At 71.0% G+C, this 19,730-nt stretch carries 21 protein-coding genes and 2 pseudogenes; 10 read left to right on the top strand and 13 right to left on the bottom strand.

Going from position 1 to position 19,730, the window contains the following annotated elements; translation table 11 throughout:
• Positions 1-87: 87 nt before the first annotated feature.
• On the top strand, positions 88-753 hold the full coding sequence (locus LDL49_RS33665) for a Chromate resistance protein ChrB (protein WP_225297143.1): 666 nt from the start codon (positions 88-90) through the stop codon (positions 751-753).
• Positions 750-1,178 carry a YkvA family protein gene (locus tag LDL49_RS33670; RefSeq protein ID WP_225297145.1) on the top strand — a complete coding sequence of 143 codons (429 nt, stop codon included), beginning with the start codon at positions 750-752 and terminating at the stop codon, positions 1,176-1,178. The genes LDL49_RS33665 and LDL49_RS33670 overlap by 4 nt, the downstream gene beginning before the upstream one ends.
• A 38-nt stretch (positions 1,179-1,216) precedes the next feature.
• On the opposite strand, the pseudogene LDL49_RS33675 reads toward LDL49_RS33670, so the two are convergent.
• From LDL49_RS33675 to LDL49_RS33685, 3 genes and pseudogenes are all read right to left on the bottom strand, one after another.
• Positions 1,217-1,339, bottom strand: a pseudogene (locus LDL49_RS33675) (ABC transporter ATP-binding protein); the annotation flags it as partial.
• A 22-nt stretch (positions 1,340-1,361) separates the two neighbouring features.
• A complete protein-coding gene (locus tag LDL49_RS33680; protein ID WP_372470495.1) occupies positions 1,362-2,648 on the bottom strand; it encodes an ArsB/NhaD family transporter in 1,287 nt (428 codons plus the stop codon).
• Positions 2,649-2,650: 2 nt separating this feature from the next.
• Positions 2,651-3,094, bottom strand: coding sequence for a CBS domain-containing protein (locus tag LDL49_RS33685; protein WP_225297148.1), 444 nt, complete (start codon positions 3,092-3,094; stop codon positions 2,651-2,653).
• A gap of 128 nt (positions 3,095-3,222) precedes the next feature.
• Between LDL49_RS33685 and LDL49_RS33690 the strand changes: the two genes are divergently transcribed.
• Positions 3,223-3,651: an MmcQ/YjbR family DNA-binding protein gene (locus LDL49_RS33690; protein WP_225297150.1), complete on the top strand. Its 429-nt coding sequence runs from the start codon at positions 3,223-3,225 to the stop codon at positions 3,649-3,651.
• 27 nt (positions 3,652-3,678) lie between these two features.
• Here LDL49_RS33690 and LDL49_RS33695 read toward each other — a convergent pair whose 3' ends face one another.
• Positions 3,679-4,248 (bottom strand): hemerythrin domain-containing protein, encoded by a 570-nt coding sequence (locus LDL49_RS33695; RefSeq protein ID WP_225297151.1) that lies wholly within the window; start codon positions 4,246-4,248, stop codon positions 3,679-3,681.
• A 196-nt stretch (positions 4,249-4,444) separates the two neighbouring features.
• Here LDL49_RS33695 and LDL49_RS33700 point away from each other — a divergent pair, with 196 nt between their 5' ends.
• The 3 genes from LDL49_RS33700 to LDL49_RS33710 are packed head-to-tail and all read left to right on the top strand — an operon-like array spanning position 4,445 to position 6,914.
• Entirely contained in the window at positions 4,445-4,882 is a 438-nt protein-coding gene (locus LDL49_RS33700; protein ID WP_225297153.1) for a hypothetical protein, read from the top strand.
• Complete coding sequence (locus LDL49_RS33705) at positions 4,879-6,102, top strand: NRAMP family divalent metal transporter (RefSeq protein WP_225297155.1); 1,224 nt, start codon at positions 4,879-4,881, stop codon at positions 6,100-6,102. The genes LDL49_RS33700 and LDL49_RS33705 overlap by 4 nt, the downstream gene beginning before the upstream one ends.
• A complete protein-coding gene (locus LDL49_RS33710) occupies positions 6,099-6,914 on the top strand; it encodes a hypothetical protein (RefSeq protein WP_225297157.1) in 816 nt (271 codons plus the stop codon). The genes LDL49_RS33705 and LDL49_RS33710 overlap by 4 nt, the downstream gene beginning before the upstream one ends.
• Positions 6,915-6,953: 39 nt before the next feature.
• Here the strand turns inward: LDL49_RS33710 and LDL49_RS33715 are convergent, their stop codons facing one another.
• Positions 6,954-7,535, bottom strand: coding sequence for a TetR/AcrR family transcriptional regulator (locus LDL49_RS33715; RefSeq protein ID WP_225297159.1), 582 nt, complete (start codon positions 7,533-7,535; stop codon positions 6,954-6,956).
• 242 nt (positions 7,536-7,777) lie between these two features.
• Here LDL49_RS33715 and LDL49_RS33720 point away from each other — a divergent pair, with 242 nt between their 5' ends.
• On the top strand, positions 7,778-8,653 hold the full coding sequence (locus LDL49_RS33720) for an LLM class flavin-dependent oxidoreductase (RefSeq protein ID WP_225297161.1): 876 nt from the start codon (positions 7,778-7,780) through the stop codon (positions 8,651-8,653).
• A 14-nt stretch (positions 8,654-8,667) separates the two neighbouring features.
• The gene (locus tag LDL49_RS33725) at positions 8,668-9,648 is read left to right on the top strand and encodes an alpha/beta hydrolase family protein (protein WP_225297162.1); all 981 of its coding nucleotides are present in this window, start codon (positions 8,668-8,670) and stop codon (positions 9,646-9,648) included.
• Between the two features lie 25 nt (positions 9,649-9,673).
• Here LDL49_RS33725 and LDL49_RS33730 read toward each other — a convergent pair whose 3' ends face one another.
• The 8 genes and pseudogenes from LDL49_RS33730 to LDL49_RS33765 form a co-directional block, all read right to left on the bottom strand.
• Positions 9,674-11,470, bottom strand: coding sequence for an ABC transporter ATP-binding protein (locus LDL49_RS33730; RefSeq protein WP_225297164.1), 1,797 nt, complete (start codon positions 11,468-11,470; stop codon positions 9,674-9,676).
• Complete coding sequence (locus tag LDL49_RS33735; protein ID WP_225297166.1) at positions 11,467-11,955, bottom strand: thioredoxin domain-containing protein; 489 nt, start codon at positions 11,953-11,955, stop codon at positions 11,467-11,469. Before LDL49_RS33735 ends, LDL49_RS33730 begins: the two co-directional genes overlap by 4 nt.
• A gap of 71 nt (positions 11,956-12,026) precedes the next feature.
• Positions 12,027-12,221, bottom strand: coding sequence for a hypothetical protein (locus LDL49_RS33740; RefSeq protein WP_225297168.1), 195 nt, complete (start codon positions 12,219-12,221; stop codon positions 12,027-12,029).
• Positions 12,222-12,295: 74 nt separating this feature from the next.
• Positions 12,296-15,172 carry an AfsR/SARP family transcriptional regulator gene (locus LDL49_RS33745; RefSeq protein WP_225297171.1) on the bottom strand — a complete coding sequence of 959 codons (2,877 nt, stop codon included), beginning with the start codon at positions 15,170-15,172 and terminating at the stop codon, positions 12,296-12,298.
• A gap of 9 nt (positions 15,173-15,181) precedes the next feature.
• Positions 15,182-15,619 carry a S26 family signal peptidase gene (locus LDL49_RS33750; RefSeq protein ID WP_225297173.1) on the bottom strand — a complete coding sequence of 146 codons (438 nt, stop codon included), beginning with the start codon at positions 15,617-15,619 and terminating at the stop codon, positions 15,182-15,184.
• A 97-nt stretch (positions 15,620-15,716) separates the two neighbouring features.
• A pseudogene (locus LDL49_RS33755) lies at positions 15,717-16,368 on the bottom strand (pyridoxamine 5'-phosphate oxidase family protein).
• A 97-nt stretch (positions 16,369-16,465) separates the two neighbouring features.
• Positions 16,466-17,146 carry an SDR family NAD(P)-dependent oxidoreductase gene (locus tag LDL49_RS33760; protein WP_225297175.1) on the bottom strand — a complete coding sequence of 227 codons (681 nt, stop codon included), beginning with the start codon at positions 17,144-17,146 and terminating at the stop codon, positions 16,466-16,468.
• 32 nt (positions 17,147-17,178) lie between these two features.
• Positions 17,179-18,117, bottom strand: coding sequence for an NADP-dependent oxidoreductase (locus LDL49_RS33765; RefSeq protein ID WP_225297177.1), 939 nt, complete (start codon positions 18,115-18,117; stop codon positions 17,179-17,181).
• A 99-nt stretch (positions 18,118-18,216) separates the two neighbouring features.
• On the opposite strand from LDL49_RS33765, the gene LDL49_RS33770 reads away from it, so the two are divergent.
• Positions 18,217-18,915, top strand: a complete 699-nt coding sequence (locus LDL49_RS33770; protein ID WP_225297179.1) for a TetR/AcrR family transcriptional regulator — start codon at positions 18,217-18,219, stop codon at positions 18,913-18,915.
• Between the two features lie 27 nt (positions 18,916-18,942).
• Positions 18,943-19,722 carry a tetratricopeptide repeat protein gene (locus tag LDL49_RS33775; RefSeq protein ID WP_225297183.1) on the top strand — a complete coding sequence of 260 codons (780 nt, stop codon included), beginning with the start codon at positions 18,943-18,945 and terminating at the stop codon, positions 19,720-19,722.
• The last annotated feature ends 8 nt before the right edge of the window (positions 19,723-19,730 follow it).

Here is a 19,730-nt window from a genome sequence, read left to right on the forward strand (position 1 = left end):
GCGGTAAGGGGGAGCGGCCGCGAGGTCGGCGCTCATCTCGTTGGAGCTATTCGTTGCTGCCAATTGTTACGGGTGTAACATGAGCGCGTGACGGAGAGCGCGGAAGAGCGGGGCTGGTTGTTGATCAGCGTGTCCACGGCGGGAGCCGCCTCGACGCTGCGGGTGCAGGTGTGGCGCAAGCTGCGCTCGCTGGGCGCGCTGTACCTGCAGCAGTCGGTGTGCCTGCTGCCCGACCGTGAGCAGCCCCTCCGGCAGGTGCGCCGCCTGCTCGACCGGGTGCGCCAGCAGGGCGGCACCGGCCGCCTCCTGCACGTGGCGCTGACCGATCAGGCCGAGGAGCGGCAGGTCGTCGGCGAGTTCAACGCCGCCCGAGACGCCGAGTACGCCGAAGTGGTGGAGCGCCTGCCCGCCCTCCGGCAGGAGCTGGCGCGTGAGCGGGAGCGCGGCAAGGCCACCTACGCCGAGGCCGAGGAGTCGGAAGCCGACCTGGAGCGCTTCCGCTCCTGGATGGCCAAGATCGCCGCCCGCGACTACTTCGCCGCCCCGGCGGGCGCGGCGGCGCGAGCCGCGGTCGAGGAGGCCGCGGCCGACCTGGCCGCCTTCGAGCAGGACGCCCTCGCGGCCGAGGCACCCGCCGGTCTCCCTGTGGCGGTGCTCGGAACGACGGCGCTCGGCGCGGGAGAGCTCGGAACGACGGCGTACGGAACGGGAGAGCCCGGGTCGGGAGAGCTCGGAACGGGGGAGCGGGCATGACCGGCTGGTGGGGATGGGATCTGCTGATCGGGGTCGCCGTCGCGCTGCTGGTCACCTGGTTGGCGCTGATCGCGGCGCTGGCGGTCTTCCGGCCGCGCGGCGGGCTGCTGCGCGAGGCGTTGCGGCTGTTGCCCGACGTGCTGCGGCTGGTGCGCCGCCTGGCCGCCGACCGCGAGCTGCCACGCGGGGTCCGGGTACGTCTGGGGCTGCTGCTGGCCTACCTGGCCATGCCCCTCGACCTCGTACCCGACTTCATCCCGGTCCTGGGTTACGCCGATGACGCGATCATCGTCACCGCGGTGCTGCGCTCGGTGGTCCGCCGCGCCGGGCTGGAGGCGGTGCGCCGTCACTGGCCCGGCACCGAGGACGGGTTCACCGTGCTGTGCCGGCTGACCGGCCTGGCCGAGCGCGACTCGGCGTCCTGAGCCTCGCCGAGGGTCTGGGACATCCGGGTACGGTCGGTGAGCAGGTTGCGGATCTCGGCGACGCCGGCGGGGTCCAGGCCGTTGACGGGCTCGTCGAGGATGAGCAGGCCGGGGGCGTGCAGCAGGGCCTTGGCCAGGGCCAGGCGCTGCAGGTTGCCGAGCGGCTTGCGGACCTGGCCCCGGTCACATGAGGTAGCGCAGCCACAGATAGGGCGCGACCAGCGTGACGGTGACCGCGGTGACGATCAGGCCGTACTTGGTGAACTGCCAGAAGCTGATGGGAGTGCCGTTACGGGCGGCGATGCCGAGCACGACCACGTTGGCGGCGGCGCCGACGGCGGTGGCGTTGCCTCCCAGGTCGGCGCCGAAGGCCAGCGCCCACCACAGCACCTGTCCGGGCCCGTTGCCGCCGCCCGCCTGCACGAGGTCGGACACGATCGGGCTCATCGTCGCCACGTAGGGGATGTTGTCCACGATGGCCGACAGCACGGCCGAGGCGCCCAGGATGCCCATGGTGGCCACTTCCAGCTGTCCGCCGGTCGCCGCGGCGGCGGCCTGGGACAGGCGGCCGATGACGCCGGTCTCGACCAGTGCGCCGACCATGACGAACAGCCCCGCGAAGAACACCAGCGTGGGCCACTCCACCTCGGAGATGGCCTGCTCGGTGGTCACCTTGGTCGCCGCCACCAGCACGCCCGCGCCGAGCAGCGCGACCACCGACGGTTCGTAGTGCAGCACCGGGTGCAGCACGAACGCCGCCATCACCAGCGCCAGCACGGCCAGCGACTGCCACAGCAACCTGCGGTCGGCGATCGCCTCCCGCTCGTCCAGCGCCATGATCTCACTGGCGCGTTCGGGGTCGTAGCGGAACGAGCGGCCGAACATCAGCCAGCACAGCCCGACGAACACCGCCATCAGCACCACGACCATCGGCGCCATGTGGAGGAGGAAGTCGTTGAAGCTCAGGCCTCCGCGGCTGGCGATGATGATGTTCGGCGGGTCGCCGACCAGGGTGGCCGTACCGCCGATGTTGGAGGCCATCGCCTCGGCGATCAGGAACGGCGCCGGATTGACGGCGAGCCGCTCGCACACCAGGAAGGTCACCGGCGCGATCAGCAGCACCGTCGTCACGTTGTCGAGCAGCGCCGAGACGCCGGCGGTGATCAGTACCAGCTGCACCATCAGCCGGAACGGCCGCCCGCGAGCGCGCTTGGCGGCCCAGATCGCCAGGTACTCGAAGACGCCCGTCTCCTTCAGCACGCCGACGATGACCATCATGCCGAGCAGCAGGAAGATGACGTTCCAGTCGATCCCGGTGTGCTCGGAGAAGAACGCCGCCCGCGCACCGGTGGCGTGGACGGCCAGCATGATCCCGGCACCGCCGAGCGCGGCCGCGACCCGGTGCACCTTCTCGGTGGCGATCAACGTGTACGCCGCCAGGAACACCGCCACGCTCACCCAGGCCGGCACGTTCACGCCGCGAGCACCCGGTCCAGCAGCGCCTGCAGCGTCACCGCGCCCAGCAGGCGCCCATCGGCGACGATCGCGACCAGCGGGCTGTGAGTGCGGGCCATCAACGCGGCCAGCTCCAGGACGGTGGCATCGGGGTCGGTGACCGGCAACTCGCGCCGGTCCCGTGGCAGGACCCCGCGTATGGTGCGGCCCTCCAGCGCGTTCAGGAAGGCATCGGCGTGCGCCTCATCCACTACCCGGGCCAGCGCCGGATCGTCCTGGCAGTAGCCGGGCACGGCCAGCCGCAGCACTTCGGTGCCGGGCAGGATCGTGAACGGCGCGCCGTCGTCATCCACCACGATGATGCCGGGCAGATCCTGCTCGGCGAGCATCCTGGCCGCGTCGACCACCGGAGAGTCGAGACCGACGACGGGAAAGGCGGCGAGCAGGTCGTGGGCGCGCACTGGGCACATCCTTCGGGAATGACGGGATAAGGACCTGCCGACCAGACTTCCCGGCGCACCTGTAGGGAACGTATCAAGAGCCGCCAAGGTCGTACACGCCGGGGCAGGAGGCGCCTACGCTAGGGGGTGTGTCCGACGATGAGGGAAGCCGGCCCGCCCGCATCGAGGATGTGCATGAACTGGCTCTGGCCATGCCGCACGTCACCGTCGAATACGGGACCGGCGGCAATCCGGTCTACCAAGTGGGCGGGAAGTCGTTCATCTTCTTCCGCAACCCACGGCCGGACGCGGTCGACCCCGAGACCGGGGAGCGCTATGCGGATGTGATCGTCTTCTGGGTCGAGTCCGAGGCGGACAAGCAGGCGCTGGTTCAGGACGAGGCGTCGCTGTTCTTCACCACCGCGCACTTCGACGGTCACCGGTCGGTGCTGCTGCGGGCCGGCCGGATCGGTGAGCTCACTCGGAACGAGCTGGCCGAGGTGGTGCAGGACGCATGGTTGTCCCGCGCGTCAGCGCGCAGAGCGGCGGACTGGCTCCGTGCACATCCCCCGGCATGATCACGCTTCGCCTTCGGACGCGGACCGTCAGTCCTTGCCGCGGCCGCTGATGGCGTCGCGGATGCGGTCGACCAGTCCGGCGCCCGGGGCCAGCAGCTTGTTGGCGGGCGGTGTGTCGGGCGCCGAAGGGTGCGGCCTGGTCGGGGCGACCTTCTTGATCGCGTTGATCCGCGAGCCCAGGTGGCGGAGCTCGTCGGCGTCGGCGTGCTTGGCCAGCTGCGGGAACAGCTCGGACTCCTCCTCGAGGACATGCTGGCGGATGGCCGCCATGAACGTGGTCAGCAGGCCATCGAACGCCGGGTCCTGGGTGTCGGTGCCTTCCAGGTCCTTCATGAGCTGCTCGGCCTCGGCGTGCTCGGCGATCTCGCGGTCGGCGAGGGCGTCGCCGCCGGGGAGATACTTGCGGGTGGCCGGATACAGGTAGGCCTCCTCCGCCACCGAGTGCTTGACCAGCTCGATGATCACCTTCTCGGTGACGTCGCGGATCTGCTCGTGCTCACCGGTGCCGCGCAAGGTCTCCAGCTCGGCGAACATCTGCTCGACCTCGCGGTGATCGGTAGTCAGGATTGTGATGATGTCATCACCATGATCGACCATGTCAGGCGCCTCCTTCACTGATGAGCTGCCCCTACCCGGCCGCCGTCGGGCAAACGTCCATCGCGGAGTGCATGATCGTTGGGCGGCTGGGCAGATGCGCGCTCGTGCAAGATGAGGGGTTGGTGTTACTCGCGTCCTGGGGGCAGTTCCTGGGGCTGCTGGTGCTGCTGGGCTATTTCCTGCTGCGGCGCCACACATGAGGGTCTCGTCGTGCGTCGCACCGATCCTGGCTGTGCTGCTGCTGAGCGGCTGTACGAGTCCCGCCTGGGATGACCACGACTACGGGCTGAAGGCCGCCCAGTCGGCGGAGTCGGCCGCGTCAAGCCTGGAGATCGTCCGGCTGGCCGTACGCCACGAGGACCGCCTGACCACGTCGTACCTCAAGACGCTGTTCACCGAGGCGGTCAAGGATCTGGGCGGCGTGAACAGTCAGTTCGGCGGGGTGCAGCCGCCGTCCCCCTCCGCCGACGAGGTACGCGGGCGACTGCTCGACCTCACCGGCGAGGCCGAGGACCAGGTGACGTCACTGCTCATCCAGGTCAGGCGGGACGGGATCGAGGATCCGGAGGCAGCCGTAAAAGATCTCGAAGGGGTCGCCGCGAAGCTGAGGGCCTTCGAGGAGGCGCATCAGTGAAGAAGCTCTTCGCGGTGACACTGGGCATCCTCACCGCCTTCGGCGGGTTCGTCGACATCGGCGACCTGGTCGCGAACTCACTGGTCGGCGCCAGGTTCGGGATGTCGCTCGCCTGGGTGGTCGTGGTCGGCGTCATCGGGATCTGCCTGTTCGCCGAGATGTCCGGCCGGATCGCGGCCGTCTCGGGGCGGCCGGTGTTCGACCTGGTCAGGGAGCGGATGGGGCCACGGGCCGGCCTGGTCAATCTGGGGGCGTCGTTCTTCATCAACGTCCTCACCCTGGCCGCCGAGATCGGCGGCGCGTCGCTCGCGCTGGAGCTGGCCACCGGGATCAACTACCTGCTGTGGGTGCCGGGGGTCGCGCTGGTGGCGTGGCTGGTGATGTGGCGGGTCAAGTTCGAGACGATGGAGCGGGTCTTCGGGCTGGCCGGGCTGGCGCTGGTGGCGTTCGCGGTGGCGCTGTGGCAACTCGGGCCCGACTGGCACGAGCTGGGCCGCCAGCTCACCCAGCCGCCGGCCGACGAGGGCGCGCCGACGTACTGGTACTACGCGATCGCGCTGCTCGGCGGCGCGATGACGCCGTATGAGGTGTTCTTCTTCTCCTCCGGCGGGGTCGAGGAGAAGTGGACCCGCAAGGACCTGGTCACCTCGCGGGCCAACGTGTTCATCGGCTTCCCGCTGGGCGGGTTCCTGTCGCTGGCCATCGCGGGCTGCGCGGCGGTGGTGTTCTTCCCGGTGAAGGCGGAGGTCGACACGCTCGGCCAGATGCTGCTGCCCGCCGGGATCGGGCTGGGCCAGCTCGGCCTGGCGGCGGTGATCTTCGGGGTGTTCGCGGCGACGTTCGGCGCGACTCTGGAGACCGCGCTGTCGTCGGGCTACACCATCAGCCAGTACTTCGGCTGGCAGTGGGGCAAGCTGGTCCGCCCCCGCGACGCCGCGCGCTTCCACGCTGTGGTGCTGGCGGGCGTCATCGTCGCGACCGCGCTGATCCTGACGACCATCGATCCGATCATGGTCACCGAGTACTCGCTGATCTTCTCGGCGGCGGCCCTTCCCCTCACGTACCTCCCGGTGCTCATGATCGCCAACGATCCCGACTACATGGGCGACCAGGTCAACGGCCGGTTCAGCAACACCCTCGGGACGACGTACATGATCCTTCTGCTCGTGGTCGCCGCGGCGGCCGTCCCGCTGATGATCGCGACGAAGGCGGGACAATGAAGGCCAGGGAACTGCACGCGAACCTGCACCTGCTCGACCGGCAGGTGATCAGCGCCGACGACGGGCACCCGGTGTGCAAGATCGACGACCTGGAGCTGACCTTCGACGAGAAGGGGTGCCCCTACATCGTGTCGATCCTGACCGGCCCGCTCGCGCTGGGCCCGCGCCTCGGCGGCCTCGCCGGCCGCCTGATGGTGGCGGTCACCGAGCTGTTCCGCCCCGAGGAGGATCCGGGCCCTCAGCGACTCCCCATGCGCCTGGTGTCCGACATCAACAGCGCTGTCGCGGTGGGCGGCACCCCTCAGGAGGCGGCTCTCGAACACTGGGCGCGGGTCAACCTCATCGCCCCGCTGCCGGGCAGCGGCGCCGCGCCGGTCGCACACGACCGGCGCCCGGCCAGGATCGGCGAGGTCACGGGCGAGCTGCGGATGAGCACCCTGCTCGGCCGCCGCGTCCTCGACGCCGGCGGCAGGGCGGTCGGGCAGGTGGCCGATGTACGGCTCCGCCAGGACGGGCCGATGCTCGGCGACGTACAGCACGCCTTCCGTGTCGACGGCCTCATCGTGGTCCCTCGTCACACCGGCCGATTGTTCGGCTACGAACGTGGCCCGCACGGACCCGGGCCGGCACTGGTCCGGGCCCTCATCAGAGGCCTGCACCGCGACAGCCGCTACGTCACCTGGGAGCAGGTGGACACCCTCGGCGAGGACGTGCGGCTCAGCGCCGACATGGACGCGCTCTTGCCGCTCTCCGACCTCTACCGGCCGGTCTCGGCAGATCAGGGGCACGAGAACGGTCCGACGCCGGCCTAGCCGTACGTTCAGGAGCGGGCGACCTTCGAGCGAGCGCCGCTAGCCGGGTTGGCGGAGTCCCGCGATGAGGAAGGCGACCAGCCGCCGCGCGTCGTAGCGGGGATCGTTCTCCGCGCCGATGCAGAGGTTCCCGACGCCGCGCATGAGTTCGAGGGCGTCGACGTCGGAGCGGATCTCGCCGGCGGCGGCCGCGGCTCGCAGCAGTTGCGCGCATACGGGCACGAGCCGGTCGAGGAAGTAGGCGTGCAGCGCGTGGAAGCCGGCGTCATCGGAGCGGAGCACGGCGGCTAGCCCGTGCTTGGTGACCAGGAAGTCGACGAACAGGTTGATCCATCGCCCCAACGCGGCGTAAGGACTCGCGACGGCCGCCAGCAGGGCAGGACCGGCCTCGGCGCAGGCCTCGACCTGGTGCCGGTAGACGGCGATGATGAGATCCGCTCGGGTCGGGAAGTGGCGGTAGATCGTGGCCACCCCGACTCCCGCCCTGGCCGCGATGTCGCGCACGGGCGCCTCGACGCCCGAGGTCACGAAGACGGCCGCGGCGGCGTCGAGCAGCGTCCTCTCGTTGCGCTGGGCATCGGCCCGCTTGCGGGGGGCCGCGCCTCCGTCGCCGTCGTTCACCGTACCGTTCCCTCCACTGTCGGGTTGCGAAACGGAACCGTGTTCCTTATAGTAATCGGAACAGGATTCCGTTTATCCCATGATGCCAGAGCGCGGGCTGGCAGCCAACCCGCACCACGACGCCACGTCCCACCCTGTACAGGGGAACGAGGCCAGGTGGGCGGATCGCACCGAAATGTCAGCCCAAGATATAGGAACGGTGTTCCGTTAACTCGGCCAGTGTCGAAAGGACCGAAACCTCCATGCCGCATACCACCCGGGCCAGCTTCGGGATCATGACCGCCCCGTCGCAGGTCGACTACCACGACGTCCTGCGCGTCTGGCGCGAGGCGGACACGATCCCGGAGATCGAACACGCGTGGCTGTTCGATCACCTCCTGCCCATCTTCGGCGACCCGAACGGAACCGCCTACGAGGGCTGGACCCTGCTCGCGGCCCTCGCCGCACAGACCCGGCGGCTGCGGCTCGGCGTGCTCGTGACCAGCAACCGCATCCGCCCGCCCGCGATGCTGGCCAAGATCGCCACCACCGTCGACATCATCTCCGGCGGGCGTCTCGACTTCGGCATCGGCGTCGGCTCACGACCCAGCGTGCCCTGGGCCCCACGCGAGTACGAAGCGCACGGCCTGCCCTACCACGACACCGCCCACGCCGTGGGCAGCCTCGCCGAAGCGTGCACGGTGATCCGGCGACTGTGGACCGAGACCGAACCGTTCGACTTCCACGGCACGTATGTCCAGGTCACCGGTGCGTTCGGCAACCCCAAGCCGGTCCAGCGTCCCCACCCGCCGATCCTCATCGGCGGCCGCTCGTCCGCGACGCTGCGCGTGGTCGCCGAGCACGCCGACCTGTGGAACATCCCCGGCGGCGACATCGACGACGTCGTCAGCCGCAGTGCGCTGCTGGACCGCTACTGCGCCGAGATCGGCCGCGACCCCGCCTCGATCACCCGCTCGATCCACCTGCCCGTCTCCTACGACCAGCCCGGCACCACCCGGGACGCGATCGGCGAAGCGATCGACGCCGGCTTCCGGCACATCGTCCTCGGCCTGTCGGCGCCCTATCCCGCCGACGTCGCACGGTGGGTCACCGACCAGCTCATCACTGAACATCACTAAAGGAGCATCCAATCATGATCGAAACAGACGTGGCGGTCACGGCCGCAGGCCGTGGAGTGAGTGCGGGAGACGACGGTGACGCGGCCGTCAGCGCGCCCACTCCAGTCATCTCGCTGAAGCCGGTGGTGCTGCCGGCCCCGGGTCGTGGTGAGGATCTGCGGGTGCGCGTGTCCGCGCCCGCGGTCGGGCGCGACTTGCCGGTCATCGTCTTCTCGCACGGCTTCGGCTGGTCGATGGACGGCTACGCCCCGTTGGCCGACTACTGGGCCGCTCACGGCTTCGTGGTGATTCAACCCACCCATCTCGACTCCAGGACGCTGAGCCTGCCGCCAGAAGATCCCCGTACCCCATTGATCTGGCGTCACCGGGTCGAGGACATGAAGCGCGTCCTCGACCAGCTCGACATCCTCGAAGCCGCCGTTCCCGGCCTCGGCGGCCGCCTCGACCGGGGCCGCATCGCCGCGGCCGGGCACTCCTGGGGCGGTCAGACGGCGAGCATGCTGCTGGGCGCGCGCGTCCTCGACCCCGAGGGCGGACCGGGGGAGGACATGTCCGACTCCCGGATCAAGGCGGGGGTGCTGCTCGCCACACCCGGCCGGGGCGGAGCCGAGCTGAGCCCGTTCGCGGCCGAGCACTTCCCCTTCATGAATCCGAGCTTCGCGGACATGACCACGCCGACCCTCGTGGTCGCGGGGGACCGAGACCAGTCCCACCTGACCGCTCGCGGGCCGGAGTGGTTCACCGACCCCTACTTCTTGAGTCCGGGGGGCAAGAGCCTGCTCACGCTGTTCGGGGCGGAGCACTCACTCGGCGGAATCGCCGGGTACGACGTCGCGGAGACGACGGACGAGCACCCCGGACGTGTCGCCCTGCTCCAGCGGCTCACCTGGGCCTACCTTCGCCATGTCTTCTCCCCCGAGGACCCCGCCTGGCTCGCGGCGCGCTCCGCGCTGGCGGACGACCCGGAGCCGCTGGGGCGGATCGAGAGCGACTGAAGCGGCCCGCCTGCGCGGGGGAGCCTTACGCCTCGACGCGGTAGCCGCTGGCCTGGGTCTCGAACAGCCGGGCGTAGCCGCTGCCCGCGGCGATGAGGTCGTCGTGGGTGCCCTGCTCGGCGATGCGCCCGTCGCCGAGCACCACGATGAGGTCGGCGTCCCGTACCGCGCCGAGCCGGTGTGAGACGAGCAGGCTGGTACGGCCCGCCCGGTGCTCGCGCAGCCGCCGGTGCACCTCGTATTCGGCCTCCGCGTCGAGTCCCGAGCTGGGTTCGTCGAGGATGAGCAGGTCGCGCTGGTCGCGGACGAGTGCGCGGGCCAGGGCCAGCCGTTGCCACTGCCCTCCGGAGAGCACCACTCCGGTGTCGTCCTCCGGTCCGAAGAAGATCCGGCTCAGCATCGTGTCGTACCCGTGCGGCAGCGCCCGTACGGTCTGGTCGGCACCGGACATCTCGGCGGCGGACTGGATCCTGCTCCGGTCGGACATCGCCTCGATCTCGCCGACGCCGATGTTCTCCGCCGCGGTGAGGTCGTAACTCATGTAGTCCTGGAAGAGCACGCCCATCCGGGCACGGAGGTCGGCCGGCGGTACGTCGCGAATGTCCACGCCATCCCAGAAGATCGCCCCGCGGGAGGGATCGTAGAAGCGGCACAGGAGTTTGATCAGCGTGCTCTTGCCGGCTCCGTTGAGTCCGATCAGCGCGACCGACGCTCCGTGGGGGATGGTCAGGTCGACGCCGCGCAGCACCCAGGGGTGGCCCTCGGCGTACCGGAACCAGACGTCGCGCAGTTCGATGCCGCGCCGCAGGGCCGGCAGCGCGGCCGGCCGGTGCGGTGGCGAGAGGTCGTCGGAGAGCGACATCACCCGCTCGTGGTGGTCGAACAGGAGCAGTGAGTGACCGGCGTTGGCCGCGTTCTCCACGGTCGCGATGAGGGCGGCCTGGGTGCCGGCCACCGCGCCGGCGAAGGCGGTGACGTCGCCCAGGGTCAGTCGCCCGGCCAGGGCGGAGTACACGGCCCAGATCAGTCCTATGCCGCTGACCAGGGCGGACAGGGCCGCCAGTGACGACTGTGTGAGCGCTTCGCGCCGGTCCAGGCGCCGCTCGGCCGTCTGCATCGTGGTGAGCTCGCCGATGACCCGGCGCCTGAGGAAGTCGCCGAGCCCGAACAGCCGTACCTCCTTGGCGGCCTCCACGTCGGTGAGCAGGGAGGCGTAGAAGATCTGCCGCCGGGCCGCCGCCGACTGCCCGGCGAGCATTCTGGTCCGCCGTTTCTCCAGGGACATCCTGGCGGCGAGGGTGGGCAGCGCCGCGACCGCCACCAGCCCGGCCATCAGCGGGCTCAGCACGGCCAGGGCGCCGAGGAGTCCGGCCAGGGCGATGACGTTGCGGCAGAGGTCGAACAGGCCCGAGGTGATCGGCCCCATCGCGCCGCCCGTGGCCTGCGTGGCCATCCGCAACTCGTCGAGGAAGGCCGGGTCCTCGAAGCGTGACAGCCCCTGGAACCCGTTCACCCTCGTGTACAGGCGGTCCTGCAGCATCAGGTCGAGCCGGCGGTCCGACTCGCCCCGCAGGTATCCCGTGACGTGCGGCAGCACCCCGGAGGCCAGCCCCAGCGCGACGAGCCCGGCGACCGGGCCCAGCGCCCGTTCCGTGAGGCCCGTCGCCAGCCCGTCGATGAGCAGCTTCGTCGCCCACACGGCGCCCGTGGGCACCAGCCCGGCCACGACGGTGACCACCAGCTGGGACACCGCCAGCACGGGTCCCGCCCGCCAGCACAGCGATCCCAGGGTGGCGGCCCGTCGCAGCCGGTCCGGCATCATCCGGCGGTCGCCATGGCGTCGAGTTCGGTGTCCGCGGCCAGCACCTTGCCCTCCTGGTCGGCCCGGAGGAAGGTGGGGAACGCCTCCACGCCGAGGGCGTGCGCCAGACGGTCGGCCTCATCGCCCGTGACCACGTTCGACACGCCGCCGACCACGGTGACGAGATCGGCCGCCTTCGCGCCGTCGCCGGTGATGACCGCCAGGGCGGGCTGCTTGCCCGCCTCCTCGGCGAACCGCGGTGCGCGCTCGTGACAGGTGCTACAGCCGACGTCGAAGAAGCCGACCAGCCGCGCGCCCGCCGCGGCTTCGGGCAGCGTGCGACCGACCAGGACGCGCGGATCGTACGGCATGAACATCGCGTGTCCGGCGAGGCGCTCCAGCTCGGCGGTGTGCTCGCGGAGCCGGCGGAGCACCCCAAGGTTGAGCACCAGGTTGAACAGGCACAGGAGGACGAGGAACACGACAGCGGCGACCAGGAAAGCCATCAGGCAACAACCTCACTTCAGCGAGCCGGGGTCTGGCGGCGGATGGCCGCCGCCAGACCTGCGTGTCCTACTTAGCCGCCGCAGATTCTGAACGCGTAGCAGGCTCCGCATCGGGTCGTGCCGCCGGCGGTGGTGCAGATCTTGCGGAAGTCGGAGCGCTCCCGGCAATAGCAGTGGACGTACCACTCGGCGGCTGCCTTCGCGGACGCCTTGGGCACCAGCTTGCCGAGAATCCGGTCGCCGAGCCGGCCAAGAACAGCAGTCATGGACTCGTTCCTTTCGTAGCGATGCGGTTAGCCGAAACCTATTCGGGCGGCATACAGCACCCCATACAGCCGCGCTACAGCCGGGCGGTGAGCAGCCTTTCCAGCACCGGATCGCAGCGCGTCGCGGGATCGGCGAACAGTCCCGCGGCCTTGCCGGCGTCCGCCTTGGCACGCGGGTCGCCGAGGGCCGCGCGGGCTCTGGCGAGCTGGCGGAGGCAGGCGGCGTGGCCGTACGCGTCGCCGATCTTGGTGGTCAGCTCCAGGACGCGGGTCAGGTCGGCCACCGCCGTGGCCGGATCGCCCTGCCGCAGCCGGATCTCGGACCTGCTGAGCAGCACCTCCCACTCATCCTCCCGGTTGCCGGTCGCCGCGCAGCGGACCAGCGCCTCCGCCAGTACCGCCAGGGCCTTCTCCCGCTGGTCGAGCAGGCAGTGGGCGCGGCCGAGCGCGGCCAGGGTGATGCTCTCGCCGTACAGGTCGCGATCGGCCCGCCGGATGGCCAGGCACCGCTCGAAGCGGTCCACCGCCTCGGCGTGGCGGCCCAGGCGGAGCAGCACCTCGCCCAGGTTGTGCGAGACCAGCCCGACCCGGTTCGGCCGGTACGTCTCGAGCAGCAGCAGGCCCGCGCCGATGTGGTCGAGGGCCGCGTCGAGGTCTCCGGTCTGCATGCACAGCCAGCCGAGGTTGTGCAGCGCCAGCCCTTCCTCCCCGCGCTCGCCCACGGCCCGCCACAGATCGAGAGCCCGGTGCAGGAGGGCGCGGGCCGCCTCGGGCCGGCCGGACTTCCACTCCAGCAGCCCCAGCGTCGCCAGTGTGGCCGCCTCCGCGACGCGGTCGCCGTCCCGCCGCGCGACCTCGATGGCGAGCCGCGCGATGGTCTCGACCTCCCGCCAGTAGCCGCTCTTCATCGCGATGGCCTTGACCAGGGCCATCAGCTCGGTGACGAAGCCGCCCGCCTGCCCTTTCGCCGCCTGTACGGCCGCCGCCACCAGGCACGGCAGCTCCGTGTCCAGCCACCGTACGGCCGCGGCCAGATCCGGAAGGCCTGCATCGGAGGCGTTCTCGCCCCCGCCGGCGGGCATCAGGTGCGGTTGCAGCAGGCCCTGCAGCCGGCGGAGGCGATCGAGGTACCACTCCAGGGCCCGCCCGACCGCCCGCGCACGCTCCCGCGGCGCGTCGTGGGCGGCGGCCAGCTCCGCGGCGAACAGCCGCAGCAGGTCGTGCATGCGAAAGCGGCCGTCGCCGACCGGCTCGACCAGCCGGGCCTCCGTCAGCTCGTCGAGCGCGGCCTCCGCCGTCGTCTGGTCGGCGTCGGCCAGCGCGGCGGTGAGCCCGACACCGGCCTCGGGCACCTCCAGCACGCCGAACGCCCGGAAGACCGTCTTCGCCGTGCTGGTCAGCGTCCCGTAGCCGACCTCGAAGCAGGTGCGCACCCGCAGGTCGGCGGCCTGCAGCTCGTCCAGCCGCCGTTGCTGGTCGCCCAGCCGCTCGCCGAACCGGGCGAGCGACCAGTCGGGCCGGCCCGCCAGCCGGGCGCCGGCGATGCGCAGGGCCAGCGGATGGAAGCCGCACCAGCGCGCGATCTCCGCGGCCGCTTCCGCCTCGGCGCACACCCGCTCCGGACCGGCCAGCAGCGTCAGCAGGCGCACCGACTCCACCTCGTCGAGCATGCCGACGGCGATGGGCACGGCGTCCATGGTGGTCAGCGCGGCCCGGCTGGTGACCAGCGCCGCGCAGCCGCCGCCCGCCGGCAGCAACGGCGTCACCTGGGCGGCGCCGACGGCGTTGTCGAGGACGACCAGGACGCGCCGGTCGGCCAGCAGCGACTGGTAGTGGGTGGCCGCCTCCGCCGGCGCCGCCGGGACGTCACCGGGCGGCACTCCGAGCGCGCGCAGGAAACGGCCGAGCACCTCGGCCGGCCGCAACGGTGGCAGGCCCGGCGTGGACCCCTGGAGATCCACGTAGAGCTGGCCGTCGGGATAGCGGTCGGTCACGCCGTGAGCCACCGTCAGGGCGAGCGCCGACTTGCCCGCCCCACCGGGGCCGTGCAGCGCCACCACAGGCGGGCTCGCCGAGCCGTACAGAAGGGTGCGCAGGTGGGCCCGCTCGGCCGAGCGGCCCACGAACACCAGCGGCGCCCGGGGAAGCAGACGCGGCCGCGGGCGCCCGTCGCCGGCGGGCACGGCCGCGGTGTCACGGCCGCTCGCCAGCAGGGCGGTGTCCCTGCGCAGGATCGCCTGCTGCAGCAGGCGCAGATCCGGCCCGGGGTCGATGCCCAGCTCGTCGGCCAGGACCCGGCGGGCGGCCCCGAACGCGTCCAGCGCGCCGACCACGTCGCCGCAGCGGTAGAGGGCCGTCATGAGCTGAGCGTGCAGCCGCTCGCGCAGCGGATACTGGCGGATCACCTCGCGCAACCGCGTGGCCGCGACCTCGTTCCTGCCGAGGGCGAGCTGGATGTCGGCGTGTTCCTCCACCACGCCCAGGTAGTGGTTGGTGAGGCGGGCCACCGTCTCGCGCAGAGTGGGCCCCAGCGGCACGTCCTCCGCCGCCGTCCCCTCCCACAGGGCCAGGGCCCGGGTGAAGGCCTCCTCGGCGGCGCTCGTATCGCGCTTGGCCAGCGCCTGGCGACCGCGCGCGCACAGCGCCTCGAACTCCAGGAGGTCGAGCTCCTCCGGCCCGACCCGCAGCAGGTAGCCGACGTCGGAGGTGACCAGCCGCTCCTCATCCGGCAGCAGCTTGCGCAACTGCGTGAGGTACGTACGCAGGTTCGCCACCGCGGAGCGGGGTGGCCGCTCGTCCCACACCTCCGCCACCAAGGACCTGATCGGCACGACGTGACCCGCCCGGGCCAGCAGCATGGCGAGAACGGTACGTTGCTTGGGCGCCGTGATCTTGACCGGCGATCCGTTGACCTGGATCCGCATCGGCCCGAGAAGTCGAAACCGCACCATGTACCCGCTCTACAGCGGTGGCCCGCCCAACCGGCGCAGCGCGACCCCGAGCAGGCGGTCGGCGTCGAAGAACCCGCGCTGCCGGGAGTCGACGCTGTCGATGTTGTCACCCAGGACGACCAGCGCGCCGGCGGGCACGCGGGGCACGCCGGCACCGATCCCCGGGGGCACGGGGTCGCCGGGTAACGCGACGGCGCGCTTGATGTTCCACTGCCGGCCGTCCCGGCCCGGCGGTCCGAGCCCTGCGGGAGTGAGCGGCGGTTCGAGCACGACCACGTCGCCCGTGGTGACCTGGTCGATGCGGCGCCTGCGTACCAGAACCCGATCTCCGTCGGAGAGCGTCGGGGCCATGCTCGTCCCCTCGACGGTGACCACCACGTAGCGCCGCCGCGCCCACAGGGCGCCGGCCACCGCCGCCAGTACGAACCCACCGATGATCATCTTCATGGCGCTCTTCCACGGTCGGCCCTGCGGGGAATGAGTCTTCTTCCCGCGAAACGATCTACGTTGGGACGTGACCCTGTCAAGGCGGCGGATTCCGCCGTCAGTCGCGCCGATCCGTCCGCAATCGTGCCGACAGCGCCGCCGCCTGGGTACGGCGTTGCATGTCGAGTTTGGACAGCAGGTTGGACACGTAGTTCTTGACCGGCCTGCTCGGCCAGGAACATCCGCTCGCCGATCTGCCGGTTCGTCAGCCCCTCGCCGATCAGGTCGAGGATGTTGCGCTCCTGATCGGACAGCGCCGCCAGCGGGTCCCTCTTGGCGGCCTGCTCTCGCAGCCGCTGCAGCATCGCCGCGGTGGTCTGCGGATCGAGCAGCGACTGCCCCGAGGCGACCGTACGCACGGCGCCCACCAGGTCGGAGCCGTGGATCTGCTTGAGCACGTAGCCGGCGGCGCCCGCCATCACCGCCTCGAACAGCGCGTCGTCGTCGGCGTAGGAGGTCAGCATCAGGCACGCCAACTCCGGCAGCCTGGACCGGGCCTCGCGGCACAAAGCTCGCGCGTGCCCGACCATGGTCACGGACCGGCCGGTACGCGAGTCGGGGTCGAAGTCGTCGGCCTCGAAGGCCACCACGGTCCGCTGGGTGGCCGCGGCCAGCTTGGAGCCGACGGAGGTGCGGATCATGATGTGCTCGCCGTACAGGCAGAAGTTGACCGGCTGCACGGCGGGCAAGGCCCGGTCGGTGAAGACGATCCGGCCGATCTGCGCCGTGTCCAGCAGGTCGAGGCACTCCTGGCGAGAGAGCACCTGCAGGCCGGACGCGAGGGGCACGCACGAGTGGCGCCGGATATCAGCCCGTGAACTCCAGCTCGGCCCGGTCGCGGCTGGTGTACAGGTCCCAGTAGACCGCCGCGATGTCGTCCGCCTCTGCCGTGGGGAAGCCCGCCGGCGCGTTCGAGCCGATCCAGACGCTGATCGCCACGTGCGCGGCGTAGACGCCCCGGTCGGCCAGGACGCCGTTGAGGTTGAGCACCCAGTTGCGCAGGGCGGCGGCCGCCGCGTTGATGTTGCCCATCATCGGGTTCGGCGTGATGGAGCCGCCTCCCGTGGTGAACAGCAGGGTGCCGGCACCGGCTTCGAGCATCGCGGGCAGCACCTGGCGGGCCGCGGCGACCGCGCCGTACAGGTAGTAGTCGATCTGCGGCTGGAGGTTGTCCACGGTCACCTCCAGCGGGCCGGCCATGGTGATCCCCGGGACGGGGGTGTGCGGGGCGGGGGAGTACTCCAGCACGTCGATCCCGCCGAAGTGCGCCGACGCCTGTCCCAGGGCGGCGGCCAGGGCGGCGCGGTCCATGATGTCGGCCGGGAAGGCCGCCGCCGTGATGCCCGAGCCGGCGAGCTCGGCGACAAGCCCATCCAGTTTGTCCTTGCCGCGGGCGATCAGGGCGACGTCGAAGCCGTGTCCGCCGAACAGTTTGGCGATGGACAGGCCCATGCCGGGGCCGGCGCCCACGACGGCGAGGGTGGGCATGATCAACTCCAGTCAGGTAGCGGGAAGCGGACTCAGGCGATGGAGACCGCGAGCTTGCCCTGCGCGCCGGCGCCGAAGTCGGCGAACGCCTGGGCGACCTGCTCCAGCGGGTAGGTGGCGGTGATGGGCACCCGCAGGGCGCCCGTGGCGGCATCGGCGGCCAGCCTGTCCAAGGTGAGCCGGTTCGGGTCGGCCATCACCGAGGTGACGCTGACCTCCGCACCCGGGACCGCGTCGGGGCCGAAGCCGAGCGTGGAGGCGAGCCGGCCGCCCGGCCTCAGCAGCGCGGCCAGCTGGGCGCCGTCGCCGGCCAGGTGCAGCACCGCGTCCACGCCGTTCGGCGCCAGGGCGCGTACCTGCGCCGCCACCTCCGCGGTGAAGTCGACCAGGTCGATCTCGGCGTCGGTCAGCCCCCGTACGAAATCGCTCTCCGCGCCCGGCCGCGCGGTGGCGAGCACCCGGGCGCCACGAGCCACCGCGACCTGCACGGCGAGTGCGCCCACACCGCCGGTGGCGCCGGAGATCAGGACCGTCTCGCCCTTCTGCGGGTCCACCGCGTCGATGCTGTCCAGGGCGGCCGTTCCGGCCAGTCCCAGCGCTCCGGCAACAGCGGCCGAGAGCCCCTGCGGAATGTGTGCCACACCGTAGGCGGCGGGTACGACGAGGTACTCGGCGAGCGAGCCGGTGCCCAGGAACGGCTTCATCGCCACGCCGAAGACGCGGTCCCCGACGGCGAACCCCTCGGCGCCTTCGCCGACGGCCTCGACCGTGCCCGCGAAGTCCTTGCCAGGGATCAGCGGGTAGCGGTGCTCCATCATCTGCTGCAGGTAGCCGGCCACGGTCATGGCGTCGAAGCCGTTGATCGACGAGGCGGCGACCTTCACCAGCAGCTCACCGGCGTCTGGGCGCGGCGTGGCCACCTCGGTGACGGCGGGGTTCGCGGGGACGGAACTTAGAGCAATGGCGCGCACGGGCGACTCTCCTCAATTAATCGGAATGGGCTATCCGCTTCCTCTTTGCAGCGTAGCAGCAGAATCGGATAGGGCATTCCGATTCGATATGATGGCTCCATGACCCCTGCCGCCCGCCGCGTCCCCGCTTCCCCAGACCCCTCGGCCCAGGGCCTGCGCATCGATGCCCGGCACAACCGCGATCGCATCCTGGCCGCGGCCCGGCGGGTCTACGCGCGCGACGGCATCGAGGCCTCGATGGCCTCCGTGGCGCGCGAGGCGGGCGTCGGCATCGCGACGCTCTTCCGGCATTTCCCCGCGCGCGAGGACCTCGTCGCCGCCGTCTTCGCCGACACCATGCAGACGTACGCCGATGCCGCCACCACCGCGCTGGCCGACCCCGACCCGTGGCGCGGATTCACCTGGTACATCGAGACCGTCTGCGGCATGCAGGCCGCGGACCGCGGTTTCGCCGAGGTGCTGACCATGACCTTTCCCAGCGCCAGGGCCCTGGAGGCGAAACGGGACGAGGCCTACCGCGGCTTCAGCGACCTGGTCGTACGGGCCAAGGAAGCCGGTCGGCTGCGCCCCGAGTTCACCACCGAGGACCTGGTCATCCTGCTGATGGCCAACGCCGGTGTCATCGCGGCCACGGCCGGCGCGGCCCCGGAGGCATGGCGCCGGCTCGTCGGTTGCATGATCCAGTCGTACGCCGTCCCGGACCCCGCGAACACCGAGCCCCTGCCGCCCGCGCCCACCCCGACGGCCCTGTACCGGGCGATGATCCGCTTGAGCCGCACCCCTGCGGAACGCCGGTGACCGGCTTGCGCTGTAGCATGGCGCGGCATGGCGATCATCGAGGAGACGGTCACAAGACTGCGGGTCGCGGCTGCCGCCGGGGACGCGGATGCCGCTCGTGAGCTGGGCCGTCTGCTGTGCATGCTCAGGACCGACTCCCTCGAAGACGCCATGGACGGTGATTTCCTGGCCACTTGGCCGGAGGAGCCCTGGCTCCGCGCCGCCCTGCGCGCCCGCCCTGATGATCAGCTCGCCGCCGTCCTCCTGGCTGGGCGGCTCGTTCAGCAGATCGCTTTCTGGCAGATCGATGACGATCACGCGATGGCGCATGGCGAGGACGACGACACGCTCGCCCGCAGACATGACGAAGCACACGCCCTGTACGCGAGCGTGCTGAAAACCGATCCCGGCAATGCCGCCGCGCGCGCCGGAGTCGCCACCCTGAACGCCTGGGCCGACGACACCGGCGCCTTGGAGAAGGAACCGCCCTTCTCGTATTACGAGCTCATCATGGAAGCGGGATCGGGCTCGTTCAGCCATTCCGAGCGTGTGGTCGCCACAGATCCGGACGAGGTGCGCTGGGCCTGCTCCTGGCTCGTGGCTCCGATGGTGGCGCAGGTAGGAAAGCCGCCTTTCGGCGTGGACCTCGATCTGTTCACCTACTCGGATGGGCGGCTCGACAGTGCCGTCCATCTCGGCCGGCATTTCCACGCCGACGGAACGCTGGACTGGGACGCCGTCGAGATCTCGCCACTCACGGGCGCTCCCCTCCCCGTGGGCCACCCGGTCGGCATCGGCCACTACGGCTACTTCTGCGACTGGGGGTGATCTTGTCA

Origin of the sequence: Nonomuraea aurantiaca, assembly GCF_020215705.1 — a bacterium.
Classification (GTDB): Bacteria; Actinomycetota; Actinomycetes; order Streptosporangiales; family Streptosporangiaceae; genus Nonomuraea; species Nonomuraea aurantiaca.